This window comes from Lachnotalea sp. AF33-28, assembly GCF_003477885.1.
Classification (GTDB): Bacteria; Bacillota; Clostridia; order Lachnospirales; family Lachnospiraceae; genus AF33-28.
Genome location: NZ_QUEE01000010.1, coordinates 169,429 through 187,979 on the forward strand (window position 1 = coordinate 169,429; position 18,551 = coordinate 187,979).

An 18,551-nucleotide genomic window follows, 5' to 3' on the forward strand; every position below is an offset into this window, starting at 1 on the left:
TATGTCACAGATGGAACTAAATCTGATGTCCAGGGTGCTTGGGATGCGGATGGATATTAATTTAATCCTTCCGGAGAGGGAGAAAACGGATTGCTGGCGTGTGCTGTGGCTGATGCATGGAGGACATGGCGACCACCACAATTGGCTGCGAAAAACACGAATCAGGCAGATTGCCGAGGAACGCGGTCTTGCAGTGGTTATGCCGGGTGTCCACGCCTCCTGCTTCGTGAACATGAAGAATGGCCTGCGTTATGGCGACTATGTTGCATTAGAGCTGCCGGCTGTGCTTAGGAGTCTGTTTCCTAAAATGGGAAGAGAAAGAATACAGAATTATATAGCTGGATTCTCCAACGGAGGCTATGGCAGCCTTTATCTCGGACTGTCCTATCCACAGGTATTTGGAGCGATAGGAGCGATGGCAGCAGGAGATCAGGCGGATAATCTATATGAGGCGGATGGAAGTGAGCAGGCTGAAAACAGAGAGCTGATGTTTGGAAAAGGTGATATCAGCCAGACCCCTTACAGCATAAAATATCTGGGAGGAGAGCTGCTGAAGCAGAATGTGCCTCTGCCGTACATATTTCATGCATGCGGCAGATTCGATCCATGGCTGGATAAAAATCTGCTGGTCAGGAATTTTTTTGAGAAACTGGAAGGAAACCCATACCACTATTATTTCCGTATGTACAGCGAACACGCGCATACAGCCAGTTGCCGGATGGAGGCGGTGCAGGATTTCCTGGAACATATAGGGTGGTAAAAAGTATATGGAAATCGTAAAGAAAAGCATAATAGTTCTTGACTCTCACGCCGCGTAACGGTCTATGATAAGAGCAGGAGGTGAATCATGCGAAGTGTAAAAGAAGTATCGGAGATTACCGGAGTGAGTATACGGACGCTTCGGTATTATGATGAAATCGGCCTGCTGAAACCAACACAGCTGACAGAGGCCGGCTATCGGATGTACGATGGCAGAGCCATTGAAAAACTGCAGCAGATCCTGTTTTTTAGGGAATTGGAGATTCCTTTGGCGGATATAAAGGAAATTATGGACAATCCGCATTATGACCGGAAGCAGGCATTGCGCGCGCAGCATGCTATGCTGGTCCGAAAAAGGAACAGGCTGGACGGACTGATCGAACTGATTACGGATGTGATGAAGGGAGCGAATACTATGGAATTTGAAGCATTTAACAAAGCGGACGCGGATATTGTCTTTGATCGGATGAAGGAGAAAATGCCTAAGGAAGAGTTTGATAAGCTGTTGGAGGCCTATGGCGGCAGTGAAGAGAAATACCGAGCCTATATGGCGGGCAGTCTGGAGGAGAACAGCACAAAACTCATACAGCTTTATGGCAGCAAAGAGAAAGCCATGGAGGCCGTGAAAAGTCCTAAGGAAGACCTTGACGCTTATCAGAAAGAAAATGAAGAAATCTGCAGGGCGTTCCAGCAGTTTGTGGGCGCAGAGAATCCGGAGGAAGAAGATGCGCTGGTTGTGAGGCTGGCGGAATGTTACAAAGGTATGTTTCATCTGGACAACGCCAGGGCTCTGCTGCTCGATCTGGCAAAGGAATATCTTCAGAATGAGATGATGCGGGAAGCCAATGACCGGGTTTTCGGTGAGGGAAATGCGAAATGCGTGGCATTGGCGATACAGAGATACTATGGCGTATAGATCTCATGACCATTGTTACTATTTACGGCTTCCGTACTCTGCCCCGACATGCGCTGCTTTATCGGCAGCCGTGAATAGTAACAATCACTTCTCCTGATCGTGAATTAGTGCTGAATTAGTAACACGATTTGTTTGACATTTATACAGCCCGATATTAGAATCTAGTGTAGAGATACCGTGGCTGAATCACACGGAAGGAGAACATATGGTAAGAACGATCAACACCGATATATTCACACTGAATCAAAAATCGCTTCCGGCCGGAAAGGAAGATCTGCCCGCAGCTATGGATCTGCTGGATACACTGCGGGCGAATTCCGAGCGTTGCGTAGGCATGGCGGCCAATATGATCGGAGTGAACAGGCGTATCATCGCGGTGGATATGGGCGCGGCCGCCGTGCTGATGCTCAACCCCGTGATAGTAAGAAAGTACGGGGATACCTATGAGGCGGAGGAAGGCTGCCTGTCCCATACCGGCACCAAACGGACACTGCGCAGCCAGAACGTGGAGGTCCAGTTTCAGGACATGAACTTTAAGAGCCACAGGCAGACATTTTCCGGCCTCACCGCACAGATTATCCAGCATGAAATCGATCACTGCGACGGAATACTGATTTAGCGCACTGCGCTGAAGTTGTTGCAGAACTGTTGTATAGTATCTGTATGTGAGGCGGAAAGACTATGGGAAGGCAAAACAGGCGGCGGACCTGTGACGGAGATTTCATGCAGACACAGAAAAAATCGTTTTATCTAAAGGACGGCATCCTGACCTATTGTGACGCTTCAGACGGAGCCGTCCATGAATTTTCCTATAAAAAACTGACGGAACATGTGACCGGCATCCAGGGGCCGGCAGGCGAAGTCATGTACGTGGTGAATGGGGACGAACGTTCACTTCTCATCGATGCCACGGCAGGGATCGGGGACTGCGGGCAGCTTGCGGAGCTTTTTGCCAGGCACCCTTATGAGATCCTGCTGACTCACGGGCATGTGGATCATTGTGGGGGCATTTACTGTTTTGATGATCGGCGCGTGAAGATCCGGCTGAATGAAAAGGACCGGACTCCTAAGCCCGGGCTGAAGAGGACGGTACTGGAGACCGGGCGCTCCATTGAGACGCGCCTTTGGTTTGTGTCTCCGGTCTGCGGCTGGGCAGCCCGCGCTGATTTTACGGAGGACCGCGATCTGCATCATTTACACGGGCTGGCGGACGGACAACGGTTTGATCTGGGCAATTATGAAGCGGAAGCGGTAAAACTGGCGGGTCATACGCCGGGCAGCATGGGCATTCTTCTGAAGGAGGACGGGCTGCTGATCACCGGCGATGCAGCGAGCACCCTCACGTATCTGTTCCTGGAGCATTCACTTACGGTGGAACAGTATGTACAGAATTTGAAGCGGATATATAAAAGAAGAAATGAATATAAAAACGGCATTCTTTTAAGCCATGGCAGGATGGAGCCAAGGTCTTATGCGATGCTTAAGGAACTCATCACGATCGGTGAGACTGTGCTGCTTAGGTACGACCGGGGGATGCTTCCGTACTATCCGGAAGAAAAGAAACTGCATATAAGCACGTCCAGCGGAGAATACGAAGCCTGTCAGGCCGGCAGCCCGCACCGGGAGACAGGGAGAGCGTATCTGCTCTACCGGCAGGACCGCGTGAGATGACAGGGGATAAGAACCGAAGACGGTTACACCTTGACCGCACCCTGGCGGTATTCCCTCGGGCAGCATCCGCAGAGGGCCTTAAATTCGCGGTTAAAGGTGCGGGGGTTATCATAGCCGCACATCTCGCTGACCGTGAGAATATCGATGCTGCTCTCCTGCAGCAGGTGCTTCGCGTAATCGACGCGCAGCGTATTTAAATACCGGTTGAAGCTGGTATGCATCTTTTCGCTGAAAATTCTTGAAACACTGTATTTGCTGATCCCCAGCTGTGCGGACAGCATATCCAGGTTTACAGGTTCCGTATAATGTTCCGATAAAAAGGCAATCAGCTGTGCGGTGCTGCCGGGCGGCTGACTGTCTTTATTTTTCACCAGATTTATGGAGGGAAATGCGCGGGATAACAGGAGCTGGATGTAAGCGCGTATGACCGGCAGATGATCCGGGCGGTCCGGCGGCGTCCGCAGCAGAGAGCGCATGGCATAAGGAATATCGGGATGCACCGCACCGCCTGAAAGGAACGGATCGGCCGGATGGCTGCGCAGAAGAGCGGGCAGAAATTCACCGCCTGTTTCCGCCGGACAAAGAACCATGATTCCGAGGCTGCCGGGCCCGTTTGGATCCGTATAATAGGAATGGATCTGATGAGGGAAAGCGAGGGCCAGCTCTCCCGGACGCATCATGCGCGTGCAGGTTCCGACCGTTGTTTCAATAGAGCCCTCCTCAAGATAAAGCAGCTCGATGCCTGTGTGCATATGGGAGGGAAAGGTCATGTTTTGTGAAGTGGAGAACAGATAACGGTCCGCGTTATTTTCATAAATGAGATTCATGAGATCACCTGTATTTATATTTGCTCATCAGTGCAATATTTGTCTTATTTTTGATCTGCTATGTCACGTATTATATCCCAATCTCTGCTATATTACAAGTATGGGACCGCTCCGGATTAAAGTGTATTCGCTTCCGCATCTGCTTATGAAAATGCGGATGGAAGCTGTAATACTGCCGGACGGAATTATATAATCAGGAGGATATCATGAAACATACGATGGCGATTATCGGATATGGCGGCATGGGCGGCTGGCATGCGGATAATGTCTCAACCCGGATTGATAATATGACGGTGAAGGGCATCTTTGACATCCGCGGGGAGGCGCGGGAGAAGGCCGCCGCAAACGGGTTGTATGTCTATGAGACGGCAGAGGAACTTATGGAGGATCCGGAGGTGGAGCTGGTAACCGTCGCTACGCCGAACAATTTCCATAAGGATTATGCGGTCCGCTGCCTGCGCGCAGGTAAAAATGTGGTGTGTGAGAAACCGGTCACGATGAATGCTGCGGAGCTGGAGGAGATCATCCAGGCTGCTAAGGAGACGGGAAGGCTGTTTTCCATTCATCAGAACCGCAGATGGGATAAGGATTTTGTGACTGTTAAGACGCTTCTTAAAAGCGGCGCAGTCGGTGATCCTTATTTTATCGAAAGCCGCGTGCAGGGTTCCCGCCAGGCCATGCACGGATGGCGCGGTCATAAGCCAAACGGAGGCGGGATGGTGCTGGACTGGGGCGTTCATCTGATTGACCAGTTTTTGAATATGATCGATTCTCCTGTGGTTTCCGTGGATGCCCATCTGTTCAATCTGTATTCGGATGAGGTGGATGACAACATTAAGATCATGCTCCGGTTTGAAAACGGTGTGTCCGCCATCTGTGAGATGTCCACCAACTGCCTGATCAATCAGCCCAGATGGCATGTGTCATGTACCAACGGCACCATTGTGGTGGAGGATTGGAGCTGCGAGGGCAGGGTGGTGCAGCTGAAGGAGGATGCCGCTCTTGAATGGGCCGATGACATCGTTTATACGGAAGCCGGGCCGACCAGGACCATGGCGCCCAGACCCAGCTATACCACAGTTACCAGCAAACTGCCGGAAGTGGAGTCGGACTGGAGCGACTACTATAAAAATATCATCGGCGTTATGGAAGGCGCGGAAGAATTGATCGTTACGCCTGCGCAGGCCTTAAGGGTTATGAAGGTGATTGAACTGGTATTTTTGGCCCAGGAGGAAGGGCATGGAATGAAGTGCAGGATCTAACCGGATGAATTTTATCGGAACACTGAGGTGTGCGCAGGTCATCAACCTTCGGTTGGTGACATAAAAATAGGAGGGACATATGGTAAAGAGAGCGTTGATTATACAGGGAGGATGGGACGGACACGAACCGAAGCTCACCTCCGTGAGATTTGCGGGACTGCTTGAGAAGAACGGATATGAGACAGAGATCAGCGATACGCTGGACTGCCTGGCGGATGCGGAGGCTCTAAAACAGCTGGATCTGATCGTCGCGTGCTGGACCATGGGAGAGATTGACCACCGCTATGTGCAGAATCTGTCCGCGGCGGTAGGAGAAGGCGTGGGGTTGGTCGGCTGCCATGGGGGCATGTGCGATTCCTTCCGCCAGGATACGGAATGGCAGTTCATTACCGGCGGGCAGTGGGTGAGCCATCCGGGCGGAGACGGCATCCCGTATACCGTTAATATCTGCAGAGGGTCCAGCCCCATAGTGGAGGGCCTCGAGGATTTCCCGGTCTGCAGCGAGCATTATTATCTGCATGTGGACCCGGCCATTGAAGTGCTGGCCACCACCAGATTTCCCATCGTGAACTATTACCACATATCCAACAAGCCTGTGGATATGCCGGTGGCCTGGACCAAATTCTGGGGAAACGGAAGGGTGTTTTACACATCCCTCGGGCATCACGACGATGTATTTGACAAATCCCCCAATGCCGAGATCCTGATGGAGCGCGGCATGCTCTGGGCAGGAGAAGGAAAGGCTTATGCCAGAGAGCATAATCTGACAGCAGAGCGTTTCCTGAATGAAGCGAAGATGTATTAAAATGGACGGCGGGAGGAGAGAAACCGATGGTTAAAATAGGAATGGTAGGGGTAGGCGCCATCAGCGGCATCTATCTGAAGAATATAACCGGGCTTTTCCAGGAGATTGAGGTGGAGGCGGTCTGCGATCTGGTGCGGGAAAAGGCGGAGAAGGCGAAAGAGGAATACGGCGTGCCGAAAATATACGACACCATGTATGACCTGTTTGCAGATGACGAGATTGATATCGTGCTGAACCTGACAAGGCCGTATGAGCATTATGAAGTGACAAAAGCAGCCCTTGAGGCCGGAAAGCATGTCTATTCGGAAAAGCCCCTGGCAGCGACGTTTGAGGAAGGAAAAGCCCTGGTGGAGCTGGCAAAAGATAAGGGGCTTATGCTGGGAGGAGCTCCTGATACCTTTATGGGGGCCGGCATCCAGACCTGCCGAAAGCTGATCGAGGACGGATTTATCGGCACCCCCGTGGGCGCCGCAGCGTTTATGATCTGCAGGGGGCACGAGAGCTGGCATCCGGATCCGGAATTCTATTATAAGCACGGCGGCGGGCCGATGATGGATATGGGGCCTTATTACCTGACCGCGATGATCAATCTGCTGGGCGGCGTCCGCGGTGTGACCGGCGTGGCAAAGACTTCCTTCCCGCAGAGGGTGATCACCAGCCAGCCCAAGGCGGGCACTGTGATCGATGTGGACGTACCCACTTATGTGACGGGCATCCTGGATTTTGACAGCGGTGCGGTGGGCACGCTGTTTACCACCTTTGATGTGGTCAATAACGGCCAGGCCAGATTCGAAGTCTACGGTTCGGAAGGCACGCTGCTGGTGCCGGATCCCAACACCTTCGGAGGTCCGGTGCTGCTGCTGCGTCAGGAGGAGAAGGAGTTCAAAGAAATACCGCTGATGTTTGACTACGCGGACAACAGCCGGGGACTCGGGCTGGCGGATATGGCGAAATCACTGGAAACCGGCAGGGCTTTTAGGGCGGGCTATGAGCAGACTCTGCATGTCCTGGAGGTGATGACCGCATTTGAGAGAAGCAGCATGGCAAGAGCGTATGTGGAAATCGAATCCGATTATCAGAGCGCGCCGGCCATGAAGCATAATCCGCTGAAAGGGGTGCTGGATTAACGGCTCTGACTGCCACTATGCATGAATGGGAAACATCACTGCGCCGGAAAGGAAGCGATACATTCTATCGCTTCCTTATCCTCCCTTAGGCCCTTGAACACCGGCTGGCGCATGCCGCCGCTTTTCGTCCGGTGCATATATGCCACGGTGCAGACCAGCGTAGGTTCCAGCCATATGGCATCGTCGTTTCCGTGGCCCGCGGGGACTGCTTCATCGTAGGGCGGATATTCCAGGCGTTTGTGATTTTGTATTTTCAGAAACGGCCTGCCGCCCACGCCAAGGGTCACATGCCCCTCATAGATCAGCTGTCCGTTCAGATACTGGCCAAGCACCAGGCTGATCATGTGATTTTCCTTATAGATAAACCCGCAGATGACGAAATCGTCATCCATGAGATTTTTGATCTTCAGCCAGGTCTTTACGCGTTTCCCCTGCAGGTAGATGCTGTCGGAGCGTTTGGCCACAATGCCCTCCAGCCCCTGCTGTTTGGCCATATCGAACAGCGTGAGCGCCAGAGACGAATCAAATGTGCGGGAGATGACGAGGCGTTCCGATTCACGGATGGCTTTTTTCAGATACTTTTTGCGTTCGGTTAAGGGCAGCATGGTCAGATCCCGTCCGTCATAGTAGAGGCAGTCAAAAGCGGCATAGGAGGCCGGAAAACGCTGGGATTCCAGTTCGATTTTATAGCGGTTGCTCATCAGGCTCCGGCGCTGTATCGCTTCAAAATCAGGCTTGCCATTCACCAGGCAGAGAAGTTCGCCATCCAGGATGCATCTCTTTTTCGCCTGCAGGTGTATCGCGTTAAGCTCGGGAACCTTAGGATTCATCCGCATCTGCCGTTTATTGCGAAGCTCGGTGCCGGACCGGGGATCCAGATAAGCGATACACCTTTCCCCGTCCCACTTAAGCTCATAGAGCCAGTCCGGGTCCTCAAATGGCTTGACATTTTCTGCGATCAGCATCGGGGCTATATGTCTCCTGTCAAACAGATCCCCGTTCATGAGGCGGAGGCCGCTTTCTTCCGTGTGCGCGGCTTTTTGGGCGGTGTGGAATCCTGGCCGGCTTTCGCCTGTTCCACCATCTTCTGGAGAGCGTCCATCATGCTGATCACATTGGCGGGCTGATCCTCGGGCGCCGAGGTGATCTCCTGATTGTTGGCCTTTGCCTGTATGATACTCCAGAGCTTTTCCTTATATTCATCGTGATATTTGGACGGATCAAAGTTTTCTTTCATATTTTGTATGATGGTTTTTCCCATGGTGAGCTCCTGCTCGGACAGTTCTGGTTTTGCGGGTTCCTTTGGCATGGACTTCACCTCATCGTGAAAAAACAGAGTCTCCGCCAGTATGCCGGTGTCCGTGGGAATCAGCGCCATAAGATGCTCGGACTGGCCGATCACCCCCTTGGCGATGGCTACAGTTCCTTCCTCCAACATACAGCGCCTGAGCAGTTCATAGGGTTTGTCCCCGCCGACTTCCGGCACCGCATGATATGTTTTGTCGAAATAAATCGGCCGTATATCGCCGATATCCGCGAAATGCAGTATCTGTATGGTCTTGTCTTTTCTGGTTTTTGCCTTTTCAAAATCCTCTTCCGTCATCTCTATATAACGTCCCGGTTCGATCTCAAAGCCTTTCACAATATCGCCGCTCTCCACCTCCTTGCCGCAGCCTGCGCACACCTTTTTATAACGCACGCGGGAGCCGTCCTCGCGGCAGAGCTGGTTAAAATGGATATCGTTATCGGCCACCGCAGTGTGCAGCGAGACCGGCACATGCAGCAGGCCGAATGAAATCGCGCCTTTCATGGTTGCAGCCATATGAATCCCTCCTGTTGTCTTGCTTTTTAGTGTTAGGATTCCCTGCGGACATGAAATTATGTTTTTATTTTGTTCTGTGTGTAATTTAAGATTACTGTTCAGCGGTGCCGATAAAGCAGCGTATGATAGGCGGGCTTAAACTATAGTCTTGTTAATTGCGGTTCCTTGCGCTACAATGATGAAAGGTGAACGCTGCATAAGGATCTGCTAAAGGGGGAGACCGCCATGGAAAAGCTGACCCACGGATTTTGCACCAGGGAGGGCTGGACGAGATTATTCACGGATTATAATATGGTCATATCGGATTTAAATGAAGCGAGCTATGGGCTGATCCAGAGCGACCTTCCGGCGGAGGAGTGGGTGGAACGCTATAGGAATCACTCCGCGTGTGTCCGCGAAGCCTTTGTTAAAAATGAAGAGATGCTGGATCAGCATGTGCGCTGGTTCACGCGGCAGCCAGGGCATTGGACGCGGGATATAGCGGACCCGCTGATCTGCTCGCTGTTTCGCTATATTACCCGGGTTCAGGATCTGGGCACGGCCTATGAGATCGCGGAATCTCTGATCGATTTTTATAAAGAAGCAGGGAACGATATCGGTTTGATGAAATGCTATACAGTCCGTGCGATGTCCTGTGCGATGCTGGATTCGATTCATCTGGGAGAGGAAGTCTGGAAGGACTGCGCGGCGGCCCGCGGGATATACGAACGCCGGTTTAAGGAGCTTTCACCGGAAGAAAAAAGTATGGGCCTTTCCATATATGATCTGCAGTTTGATCATATGACCACCCGGCTGAAGCTGGGGCGGATTGCAAAGGAACAGATTGACTTGCTGGTCTCCTGTCATCGCGCGGCGGTAAAGGCAGTTAAAGAGACGATGGCCGTGGATCAGGGATACCCGTTTAATTCGGTACTTCCTGATTTCGACTATCAGCTTGGCTATACGGCTCTGTGTATTTCACCGGGACAGTGCAGTGCCGGGCAGGCGGCAGCTATATATGGGGCTGCCAGACGCCAGATGCGGGAGAACGGCGCCAATTTGGAGCATTCCGACAGCTATCGCATCCGTAACAGGCTGATCTGTCTTATGGCGGAGAGACTCATGGGGCTCTGCTCTGATGAAGCAGTACTGACGGAAATGTACGGGATGATGGAGGATTTTGCGGAAGAGCTGTTTGAAGGCGGCACATTTAACCAGAGATCTATTGAGGCTGTTGAGGCCATGCAGCTGGCGGCGGAAAACGTGGCATGCAGAGGTGGGCGGGACCGGGAACTCTATGATGATATACAGAGTCTGTTTATATCCTATCTGTCCAGCCGGCCGTATACTACATTTATAGATTATATCTGTGGTTCCCAGAACTATTGTTATATCCTTTCTGCTATGCCGCACACCAATAATCGCCGGGATCTGCTGCATTCTCTTCTGAGGCTGACAATGTTTCGTCAGGTACAGACAGCTATGCATTCGATTATGGTAGCGAAGCTTGCGGTGGAGATTCTGAACGCTGTGATAGAAAGGCGTCCTGCTCTCTTAGCCGGCCAGCTGGGCACGTTGTCGGCAGAAGAAGTGGCTGAAAAGAGAAATGAGTTCGTTCAGTACATCTATTACGGCGCTCTGCTTCATGACATCGGCAAGGTGCTCTGCTCCAGTGTGATCAACGCCCAGAGCCATCGGCTGGGAGATCTTGAATTCCGCGTTTTAAGATACCATCCTGTGACCGGAGGGGAGATGCTTGAGAATCTAAAAGGGTTGTCCGAATTCCGTGATATTGCGCTGGGCCATCAGAAGAGCTTTGACGGACGTTCCGGCTATCCGCCGGAATTTGACAACACCGCATCGCCGCAGAAAATATTTATCGATATCATTACAATCTGTGACAGCCTGGATGCCGCTACGGACCATCTGGGACGGAACTATACAACTGCGAAAGAGTTTGATACGGTCATGGGCGAACTGCGTGCGGGCAGCGGCAGCCGTTATTCCGATGTTCTGGTGGATCTGCTGAATGAAGATCAGAATCTGCAAGGGAGGCTAAAAAGCTTTCTGAAGGACGGACGCCGGGATGTTTATTTCCATGTACATGAATATATCATGTCGGAGTCCGTAGCCTGTCAGGAGGCTGTGCGCACACATAACTGGCTGTTTGATTTGACGTTGGCATCGCAGGACAAATAAAGAAAAATGGTTACTATTCACAGCTGCTTTATCGGCAGCTGTGAATAGCAACAGCAAAACAGTTACATCGTGCGCATCCGTGCGCTTTCCAGTATAAAATGCTTGACTTTCTGGAAATTTCCGAGTACCATATCCATAGACACAGTATATCTGTGAAAATTATAAATAAAACTGTATGAGGTTGAGAAACAGAATGATCAGGAGATTAAGATAACGGATATGAGCTAAATTAGAGCGATGATTAAGGGGCCGGCAGTTATATGCAGGTGCTTTTTTAGTATTGCTTTACTCATATCCGTTATTGTGTGCCCAAATGTATGCAGGCGAGGCTTGTATATATGCAGGGCGTTTCCTGGCATCCCCTTAGGGGGAGCTGTTTTCTCAGCCTTTTTTGTTCAATAAGGCAATACGTCTTATTGAACAAAAACGCTCCGCGAGGAACGTACTGCGGCGGTAAGGTATCATGTCGCTGAAGCGGCATGTCTTACGGTTTTATTTTTAGAGAACAGGAGGTTTCGGACATGTGGATGATGAAAAAATGGATCAGATTAAGATGCGGACAAAGTAACGGAGTAAACTAGGAAAGCTCGCATTCTGCGGGGTTTCCACTGAAAAACGGTTGCGTGGAAAGCGCAGATAGGAGAATATATGACACAATTACAGACAATAGGAAATGAGAAGAGAAATAAAACAATTATCGCAGGGGCAATGATGGGCAGCGCACGGGATTTTGATAAATCCATGAAAGAACTGGAAAATCTGGCAGAGGCCTGCGAGATGGAAGTGATCGCCAGTGTCAGTCAGAATCTGGCTTCTGTCAATCCTGCCTATTATATCGGCAGCGGCAAGGTGACTGAAATTAAGGAAATGGCGGAGCAGTTGGGAGCGGACAGCGTGGTGTTTAATAATGACTTAAGCCCGTCCCAGCTGACGAACCTGCAGAAAGCGCTGGATCTGGAGGTGCTGGACCGCACCAACCTGATTCTGGAGATATTTTCGCGCAGAGCGAAAACAAGGGAGGCCAAACTGCAGGTGGAAGCCGCGAACCTCCAGTATATCCTGCCAAGGCTTGCCGGAATGCGCAGCAATCTGAACCGGCAGGGAGGTACCAGCGGCAGCCTAAGCAACAGAGGCGCAGGTGAGAAGAAGCTGGAGCTGGACAGGAGAAAAATCGAAAGCCGGATCGGTGAGCTGGAAAAAGAGCTGGAAGCTGTGCAGAAGGACAGGGAAACACAGCGGAAAAGGAGAAGCCGTTCAGCCCTGCCGCAGATCGCGCTGGTGGGCTATACAAACGCGGGCAAATCATCCCTGATGAATAAGATGGTGGAGGTATATCAGAAGGAAGAGGATAAAATGGTGGAGGCAAAGGATATGCTGTTTGCCACGCTGGATACAACGGTGAGAAAGATCACGCCGGGGGATAATAAAGATTTCCTGCTGTCAGACACGGTGGGCTTCATCAGCCGGCTGCCCCATTCTCTGGTCAAGGCATTCCGCTCCACGCTGGATGAAGTGCGCTATGCGGATCTGCTGCTTGAGGTGGTGGATTTTTCAGACGAACAGTATAAAGAGCATATGGAGGTTACCGCCAATACCTTAAAAGAGCTGGGAGCGGAGGCGGTTCCCCGCCTGTATGTTATGAATAAAGCCGATCTGGTGATGGATGAGACAAAGCTGCCGAAAGTGGTGGGGGATAAGATTTATATGTCGGCTAAAACCGGAGCAGGGCTTACCAAACTGCTGGAAATGATTCACGGCAAAGTCTTTGCCGACTATAAAGTCTGCGAATTTTTGGTGCCGTACGAGGACGGGAGTGCTGTATCTTACTTAAACGGAAGTGCCAGGGTTCTAAAACAGGAGTATCTGCCGGAAGGGGTCAGGATACTGGCAGAGTGCCGGCAGTATGACGCAGAAAGGTATGAATGCTACCGGTAACCTGCTACCCTAAGCTCTGCTTATCCTCTGCCGGGCTGCATCCGATCACCTTTTTATAAGCTCTGTAAAAGGAGGAATAATCCCCGAAGCCCGACGCTATGGCCGCATCTGCGGCTGTCTGCCCGTTTCGTATTATCTGACGGGCCATGATGACGCGTTTATTGATGATATAATCCATGACCGTCGTGCCGGTGGCCCTTTTAAATGCCCGGTTCATATAGTATTTGCTGATATAGAAACGTCTGGAGAGGCCGTCTAGCGTAATCGGGTCCGTCAGGTGATCGTTGAGATAGCTCAAGATATCTGTAATCGCTTCCGGGGCGCTGCTGGATACCTGGGTTGGGCTTAAAGTCTGACACATCAGGGAAACCTGAGCCAGCAGCGCTTCCAGATAAATCGGATAGTACTGTTCCCGCAGCGCGGCGGGCTGCTTCTGCGACTGGATCAGGCGGTCCAGGCAGTCATAGAGACCGAACTGTTCGGTATGCTCATAAAAAACTTCCTTCGGGGAGTTTTTTTTACTCCCGGGGAAAGAAGACAGCAGAAAGGCCCGCCGTTCGGCGGACAGAGCTTCCGGTGCAAATTGAATCACGCAGCGGACATAGGGCGCATCCGAATTTACACGGACGCCGTGAAACGCGTAGGGGGAAAGCAGGAGCAGGCTGTGGGGAGTCAGCCGGTATTCGGTGCCTTCCACGAGATAGTCGGCGTCCCCGCCCACGAAATAGTAAAGCTCGTAAAATGTATGATAATGGATTTCATACTCAGAGGAACGGTAGTGGCTGACGGAAAAACGGATGGATTGGGGATCGGGGATCAGAAAAGAATCTGCTGCCATAATGTGCTCCTGTTGGTAGTATTTTAATAAGAGTATAAAATGTCAGGGCTATATTTGCAATACTTATTTTGCGTTTCGCAATCCTATTTTCCGCAGGAATGGAGTATGATTGGAACAACGGCACCGCCGCTGCATTATATTCGCAGCGCCGGCGGGAAAATTAATTGGATTGGGAAGGCTTGGGAGGCATAAATTATGAAAATTGGTGCGCAGCTTTATACGGTAAGACTCTACACACAGACAGTGTCCGACTTTGCATGTACGGTAAAAAAGATTGCAGATATGGGCTACTCCTATGTCCAACTCTCGGCAGTTGGAAGCGCGGTTACGCCGCAGGCAGCGCGGGAAATCTGTGATGAGGCGGGCCTAGGGATTGTTCTTACACACAGTGACGTCAACCGGATTTTAAACGATACGGACCGGCTGATCGAGGAGCACCGGATGATGGGATGCCGCTATATCGGGCTTGGCAGTATGCCGGATAAATACCGCAGCGAGGCATGGATCTCACATTTCATTGAGGATTTCAGAGAACCGGCCAGAAAGATCAAAGAAGCGGGCATGCTGCTTATGTATCACAACCATGATTTTGAATTCGAGAAGGTGAATGGAAAATACCTGATGGATTATCTTCTGGAGGGCTTTGCACCGGATGAGATGGGGATTACGCTGGATACCTACTGGGTACAGACAGCGGGCGGCGATGTATGCCGGTGGATAGTAAAGTGCAAAGACAGGATTCCCTGCGTGCATTTAAAAGACCGGGGCATGGTACGCAGAGAAGCGGTGATGGCGCCGGTGATGGAAGGCAATATGAATTTTGAGGCCATTATGGATGCACTGGAGAATAGCTGCTGTGAATACGCGCTGGTGGAGCAGGATACCTGTCAGGAATCGCCCTTTATATGCCTGAGAAAGAGCTATGATAATCTGAAAAAACTTGGATATGAGTAATATCGGAAGCACACTGAAGTGTGCGTAGGTCATCAACCTGCGGTTGGTGACATGAAAAGAGGAAGCACACTGAAGTGTGCGCAAGTCATCAACCTGCGGTTGGTGACATGAGTGGAGGATGGATATGGATAAAGTCAGAGTGGGAATTATTGGTATAGGAAATATGGGAAGCAGCCACAGCACGCGCATTGCCAACGGAGAGGTGCCGGATATGACGCTGGCGGCGGTGGCGGATTTAAAGGCTTCCAGGAGAGAATGGGCCAGGGAAAATCTGCCGGAAGGCACCAGGATCTTTGAATCCGCTGAGGAACTACTGGAATATGACGGCATCGATGCGGTCATCGTTTCAACCCCGCACTATGATCACCCCAGGCTGGTGATCTCTGCTTTAAGAAAGGGGCTCCACGCCATGTGCGAAAAGCCCGCGGGAGTGTATACAAAGCAGGTGCGGGAGATGAATGAGGAGGCCATGAAGCATAACCTGGTCTTCGGCATGATGTTTAATCAGAGAACCAACCATATCTACCGCAAGATGCATGAACTGGTGACCGGCGGGACATACGGAAACATCAAGCGGGTAAACTGGATTGTGACGGACTGGTACCGCTCCCAGGCGTATTACGATTCCGGTGACTGGAGAGCCACCTGGGACGGAGAAGGGGGAGGTGTGCTGTTAAACCAGTGCCCCCATAACCTGGATTTAATCCAGTGGATCTGCGGCATGCCCTCCAGAGTGCAGGCGTTCTGCCATGAGGGCAAATGGCATAATATCGAGGTGGAAGACGATGTGACCGCTTATCTGGAATATCCGGGGGGAGCTACCGGAGTCTTCATCACATCCACCGCGGACGCGCCCGGAACAAACCGTTTTGAAGTGGATCTGGAACGGGCGAAGATCGTATGCGAGAACGACCGTATAGAGGTCTATGAGCTGGATCAGAGTGAACGGGAATTCTGCTTCACGACGAAAGAGGGTTTTGCAAAGCCAAGGGGCAGATTTTCGGAAATTGTGACCGACGGAGAGAATCCACAGCATAACGGCGTACTTGCAGCCTTTGCCGGCGCAATCCTTAGAGGAACTCCCCTGGTGGCGGACGGCAGAGAGGGCATTCATGGGCTGACGCTGTCTAACGCCATGCATCTGTCCAGCTGGCTTGGGCGGCCGGTGGAGATTCCGTTTGATGAGGACCTGTTTTTACAGGAACTTAATAAACGCAGAGCGAAATCCAAAGCGAAAGAAAATGTTCTTGAGGCCACGTTTGAAACGGAAGGCAGCTACGGCGCATAAGGCCGGGGAGGAAGGAACAACAGCTATGAAGAGTGCGATTGTTGGATGCGGGAGCATCGCTAAGGTGCATGCGGGCTGCATATCCAGGCTGGAGCCGGCGGAATTATCCGCAGTGGCAGACTGCGTGCCCGAACAGGCGGATAAGATGGCGTCCGAGTATGGGGTAAAACCGTATTATGATCTGGAAACCATGCTGGATCAGGAAGAGATCGATGTGCTGCATATCTGCACGCCTCATTATCTTCATGTGCCGATGGCGGCAGCCGCGCTGAAGCGTGGAATTCATGTATTTATGGAAAAGCCTCCGGTGATCGATAACGGGCAGTGGGAGCAGCTTAAGCAGTCGGTAGAGGAAGCGGCGGGCGGCGCCCGTCTGGGAATCTGTTTCCAGAACCGCTTTAACAATAGCGTCTGCTATGTAAAGGAACAGCTGGAGAAGGGGACTTACGGCAGGATCCTTTGTGCCAGAGGACTGGTGAACTGGCATCGGGATGAAGCATATTACCGGAACAGCTCCTGGAGGGGGCGCTGGGAGACGGAGGGCGGCGGAGCGCTGATCAACCAGTCCGTACATACGCTGGATCTTCTGCAGTACTTTATCGGTGAGAAGCCTTTGAGCATGGATGCAGTCATGGATAATCAGCACCTGAAGGGCATCATAGAGGTGGAGGACACGATGGCGGCGACGATTGTATATCCCGATGCGGCGGCGAGCTTTTATGTGACCACCGGTTACGGGGCGGATCTGCCCCCGCTTGTGGAGCTGGAATGTGAGAAGGCGCGGGTCAGGATAGAGGAAGAGACTGTGACCGTCCGAATGAGGGACGGCGGCAGGCTGGAACAGGATTTTAACGATGATGGGCGGCTCGGCAAAAGTTATTGGGGGGCAGGACATATGAAATGCATCCGAACCTTTTATGAATGCATGGAAAGCGGAAAGCCTTTTCCCATGGAGCTTAACGCGATGGAGCACACGGTCTGGCTCATGCTGAAAGCCTATGAGACGGCGAAGAGCAAATACAACGGTGAAGGAAGGGATTAAATGATGTTAAGAGACTGCCTTATTTCAGGTTTTGCGGACGAGATCAACCGGGATTTCGATGTTCAGCTAAAAACGCTGCAGGAATTGGGACAGAAATACATAGAGCTGCGCGCGGCGGACGGCATCGGCGTGGCGGATATGACTACGGAGCAGGCAAAAGGCTTTCATGACCGGATGAGCGCGGCGGGCATCCGGGTTTCAGCCATCGGCTCCCCAATCGGAAAGATTGGTATCACGGATGATTTTGAGCCGCATTTTGAGAAATTCCGCCATGTGGTGGAGCTGGCGAAGTTGTTTGATACACAGAATATCCGTATGTTCAGCTTTTACATTCCGCAGGGGGAAAGACCGGAGGATTACCGTGAGGAAGTGATCCGGCGGCTGGCGCGGATGAAGGAATATGCCGAAGAACATCAGGTTATCCTGTTTCATGAGAATGAAAAGGGAATCTACGGCGACAACGCAAAACGCTGCCTGGAGCTGTTTGAGGCACTGGCGGGAGAGCATTTCCGGTGTATTTTTGATTTCGCCAACTTTGTACAGTGCAAGCAGGATACGCTTGAGGCCTACAGGATGCTGGAACCCTATATCGCCTATGTTCACGTGAAGGACGCATTGATGGCCGACGGCGAAGTGGTGGTGGCCGGAGAGGGCGACGGCCATGTGGCGGAGATTTTCGGACTGCTGGAGAAAAAGCAGTTTCAGGGATTTTTAAGTCTGGAGCCTCATCTGACCAATTTTAGCGGTCTGGAGACGCTGGAGGCATCCGTGCGCAGGAAAAAGGAGCAGGACGGAATCGATGCCTATAAAAAGGCTTACGGCGGACTGCAGAAGCTTTTGAACCTTTGACAAATAAAACTGAATGTTTTATACTTTTAATCGCAGGAGACACCTTACTTTGTATTTTACCGGCGGAATATGCCGGTAAAATACAAGGCGGGTGCCTTTTTTATTACATAAGAAAGTTCTCCGAACTCTCCTATGTAATAAAAAACGCTCTGCGAGGGCCGCACTGCGGCGGGATGGTATTATGTCATTAAAGCGGCCCGCCGCAGGCGGAGAATCCCGCGAGCGGGATTCGGTTTTGTTTCATAGGGTACGGGATCTTTTAACAGAGGATTAGGAGG

The 18,551-nt window shown here is 51.5% G+C and carries 17 protein-coding genes; 13 read left to right on the forward strand and 4 right to left on the reverse strand.

Going from position 1 to position 18,551, the window contains the following annotated elements; translation table 11 throughout:
• Position 1 precedes the first annotated feature (1 nt).
• From DWZ56_RS15055 to DWZ56_RS15070, 4 genes are all read left to right on the forward strand, one after another.
• Positions 2 to 760 carry an alpha/beta hydrolase gene (locus tag DWZ56_RS15055; protein WP_118557454.1) on the forward strand — a complete coding sequence of 253 codons (759 nt, stop codon included), beginning with the start codon at positions 2 to 4 and terminating at the stop codon, positions 758 to 760.
• Positions 761 to 847: 87 nt separating this feature from the next.
• Positions 848 to 1,675 (forward strand): MerR family transcriptional regulator, encoded by an 828-nt coding sequence (locus tag DWZ56_RS15060; protein ID WP_118557455.1) that lies wholly within the window; start codon positions 848 to 850, stop codon positions 1,673 to 1,675.
• 205 nt (positions 1,676 to 1,880) lie between these two features.
• Positions 1,881 to 2,294 carry a peptide deformylase gene (locus DWZ56_RS15065; RefSeq protein WP_118557456.1) on the forward strand — a complete coding sequence of 138 codons (414 nt, stop codon included), beginning with the start codon at positions 1,881 to 1,883 and terminating at the stop codon, positions 2,292 to 2,294.
• A gap of 62 nt (positions 2,295 to 2,356) precedes the next feature.
• The gene (locus DWZ56_RS15070; RefSeq protein ID WP_118557457.1) at positions 2,357 to 3,346 is read left to right on the forward strand and encodes an MBL fold metallo-hydrolase; all 990 of its coding nucleotides are present in this window, start codon (positions 2,357 to 2,359) and stop codon (positions 3,344 to 3,346) included.
• 23 nt (positions 3,347 to 3,369) lie between these two features.
• On the opposite strand, the gene DWZ56_RS15075 is transcribed toward DWZ56_RS15070, so the two are convergent.
• A complete protein-coding gene (locus DWZ56_RS15075) occupies positions 3,370 to 4,173 on the reverse strand; it encodes an AraC family transcriptional regulator (RefSeq protein WP_118557458.1) in 804 nt (267 codons plus the stop codon).
• A 206-nt stretch (positions 4,174 to 4,379) separates the two neighbouring features.
• On the opposite strand from DWZ56_RS15075, the gene DWZ56_RS15085 reads away from it, so the two are divergent.
• The 3 genes from DWZ56_RS15085 to DWZ56_RS15095 all read left to right on the forward strand — a co-directional run bounded on the left by DWZ56_RS15085 (position 4,380) and on the right by DWZ56_RS15095 (position 7,367).
• Entirely contained in the window at positions 4,380 to 5,435 is a 1,056-nt protein-coding gene (locus tag DWZ56_RS15085) for a Gfo/Idh/MocA family protein (protein WP_118557460.1), read from the forward strand.
• A 79-nt stretch (positions 5,436 to 5,514) separates the two neighbouring features.
• Entirely contained in the window at positions 5,515 to 6,240 is a 726-nt protein-coding gene (locus tag DWZ56_RS15090; RefSeq protein ID WP_118557461.1) for a ThuA domain-containing protein, read from the forward strand.
• 26 nt (positions 6,241 to 6,266) lie between these two features.
• Positions 6,267 to 7,367, forward strand: coding sequence for a Gfo/Idh/MocA family protein (locus DWZ56_RS15095; protein WP_118557462.1), 1,101 nt, complete (start codon positions 6,267 to 6,269; stop codon positions 7,365 to 7,367).
• Positions 7,368 to 7,402: 35 nt separating this feature from the next.
• Here the strand turns inward: DWZ56_RS15095 and DWZ56_RS15100 are convergent, their stop codons facing one another.
• Together DWZ56_RS15100 and ku are read right to left on the reverse strand one after the other, a co-directional pair.
• The gene (locus tag DWZ56_RS15100; RefSeq protein ID WP_118557463.1) at positions 7,403 to 8,371 is read right to left on the reverse strand and encodes an ATP-dependent DNA ligase; all 969 of its coding nucleotides are present in this window, start codon (positions 8,369 to 8,371) and stop codon (positions 7,403 to 7,405) included.
• Complete coding sequence (ku, locus tag DWZ56_RS15105; RefSeq protein WP_118557464.1) at positions 8,368 to 9,189, reverse strand: non-homologous end joining protein Ku; 822 nt, start codon at positions 9,187 to 9,189, stop codon at positions 8,368 to 8,370. Before ku ends, DWZ56_RS15100 begins: the two co-directional genes overlap by 4 nt.
• A 225-nt stretch (positions 9,190 to 9,414) precedes the next feature.
• Between ku and DWZ56_RS15110 the strand changes: the two genes are divergently transcribed.
• Both DWZ56_RS15110 and hflX read left to right on the forward strand, forming a co-directional pair.
• On the forward strand, positions 9,415 to 11,367 hold the full coding sequence (locus DWZ56_RS15110) for an HD-GYP domain-containing protein (protein WP_118557465.1): 1,953 nt from the start codon (positions 9,415 to 9,417) through the stop codon (positions 11,365 to 11,367).
• Positions 11,368 to 12,015: 648 nt separating this feature from the next.
• Entirely contained in the window at positions 12,016 to 13,302 is a 1,287-nt protein-coding gene (gene hflX, locus DWZ56_RS15115) for a GTPase HflX (protein WP_118557466.1), read from the forward strand.
• A 4-nt stretch (positions 13,303 to 13,306) separates the two neighbouring features.
• On the opposite strand, the gene DWZ56_RS15120 is transcribed toward hflX, so the two are convergent.
• Positions 13,307 to 14,140, reverse strand: a complete 834-nt coding sequence (locus tag DWZ56_RS15120) for an AraC family transcriptional regulator (protein ID WP_118557467.1) — start codon at positions 14,138 to 14,140, stop codon at positions 13,307 to 13,309.
• 195 nt (positions 14,141 to 14,335) lie between these two features.
• On the opposite strand from DWZ56_RS15120, the gene DWZ56_RS15125 reads away from it, so the two are divergent.
• From DWZ56_RS15125 to DWZ56_RS15140, 4 genes are all read left to right on the forward strand, one after another.
• A complete protein-coding gene (locus DWZ56_RS15125; RefSeq protein ID WP_118557468.1) occupies positions 14,336 to 15,094 on the forward strand; it encodes a sugar phosphate isomerase/epimerase family protein in 759 nt (252 codons plus the stop codon).
• Positions 15,095 to 15,218: 124 nt separating this feature from the next.
• Positions 15,219 to 16,382, forward strand: coding sequence for a Gfo/Idh/MocA family protein (locus DWZ56_RS15130; RefSeq protein ID WP_118557469.1), 1,164 nt, complete (start codon positions 15,219 to 15,221; stop codon positions 16,380 to 16,382).
• A gap of 25 nt (positions 16,383 to 16,407) precedes the next feature.
• Positions 16,408 to 17,424 carry a Gfo/Idh/MocA family protein gene (locus tag DWZ56_RS15135; protein ID WP_118557470.1) on the forward strand — a complete coding sequence of 339 codons (1,017 nt, stop codon included), beginning with the start codon at positions 16,408 to 16,410 and terminating at the stop codon, positions 17,422 to 17,424.
• On the forward strand, positions 17,425 to 18,273 hold the full coding sequence (locus tag DWZ56_RS15140) for a sugar phosphate isomerase/epimerase family protein (protein WP_243095293.1): 849 nt from the start codon (positions 17,425 to 17,427) through the stop codon (positions 18,271 to 18,273).
• The last annotated feature ends 278 nt before the right edge of the window (positions 18,274 to 18,551 follow it).

Bases quoted from the DNA above. Each gene is read 5' to 3' on its own strand.
- DWZ56_RS15055 (WP_118557454.1), top strand. From the start codon at position 2: ATGTCACAGATGGAACTAAATCTGATGTCCAGGGTGCTTGGGATGCGG.
- DWZ56_RS15060 (WP_118557455.1), top strand. From the start codon at position 848: ATGCGAAGTGTAAAAGAAGTATCGGAGATTACCGGAGTGAGTATACGG.
- DWZ56_RS15065 (WP_118557456.1), top strand. From the start codon at position 1,881: ATGGTAAGAACGATCAACACCGATATATTCACACTGAATCAAAAATCG.
- DWZ56_RS15070 (WP_118557457.1), top strand. From the start codon at position 2,357: ATGGGAAGGCAAAACAGGCGGCGGACCTGTGACGGAGATTTCATGCAG.
- DWZ56_RS15075 (WP_118557458.1), bottom strand. From the start codon at position 4,173: ATGAATCTCATTTATGAAAATAACGCGGACCGTTATCTGTTCTCCACT.
- DWZ56_RS15085 (WP_118557460.1), top strand. From the start codon at position 4,380: ATGAAACATACGATGGCGATTATCGGATATGGCGGCATGGGCGGCTGG.
- DWZ56_RS15090 (WP_118557461.1), top strand. From the start codon at position 5,515: ATGGTAAAGAGAGCGTTGATTATACAGGGAGGATGGGACGGACACGAA.
- DWZ56_RS15095 (WP_118557462.1), top strand. From the start codon at position 6,267: ATGGTTAAAATAGGAATGGTAGGGGTAGGCGCCATCAGCGGCATCTAT.
- DWZ56_RS15100 (WP_118557463.1), bottom strand. From the start codon at position 8,371: ATGAACGGGGATCTGTTTGACAGGAGACATATAGCCCCGATGCTGATC.
- ku (WP_118557464.1), bottom strand. From the start codon at position 9,189: ATGGCTGCAACCATGAAAGGCGCGATTTCATTCGGCCTGCTGCATGTG.
- DWZ56_RS15110 (WP_118557465.1), top strand. From the start codon at position 9,415: ATGGAAAAGCTGACCCACGGATTTTGCACCAGGGAGGGCTGGACGAGA.
- hflX (WP_118557466.1), top strand. From the start codon at position 12,016: ATGACACAATTACAGACAATAGGAAATGAGAAGAGAAATAAAACAATT.
- DWZ56_RS15120 (WP_118557467.1), bottom strand. From the start codon at position 14,140: ATGGCAGCAGATTCTTTTCTGATCCCCGATCCCCAATCCATCCGTTTT.
- DWZ56_RS15125 (WP_118557468.1), top strand. From the start codon at position 14,336: ATGAAAATTGGTGCGCAGCTTTATACGGTAAGACTCTACACACAGACA.
- DWZ56_RS15130 (WP_118557469.1), top strand. From the start codon at position 15,219: ATGGATAAAGTCAGAGTGGGAATTATTGGTATAGGAAATATGGGAAGC.
- DWZ56_RS15135 (WP_118557470.1), top strand. From the start codon at position 16,408: ATGAAGAGTGCGATTGTTGGATGCGGGAGCATCGCTAAGGTGCATGCG.
- DWZ56_RS15140 (WP_243095293.1), top strand. From the start codon at position 17,425: ATGATGTTAAGAGACTGCCTTATTTCAGGTTTTGCGGACGAGATCAAC.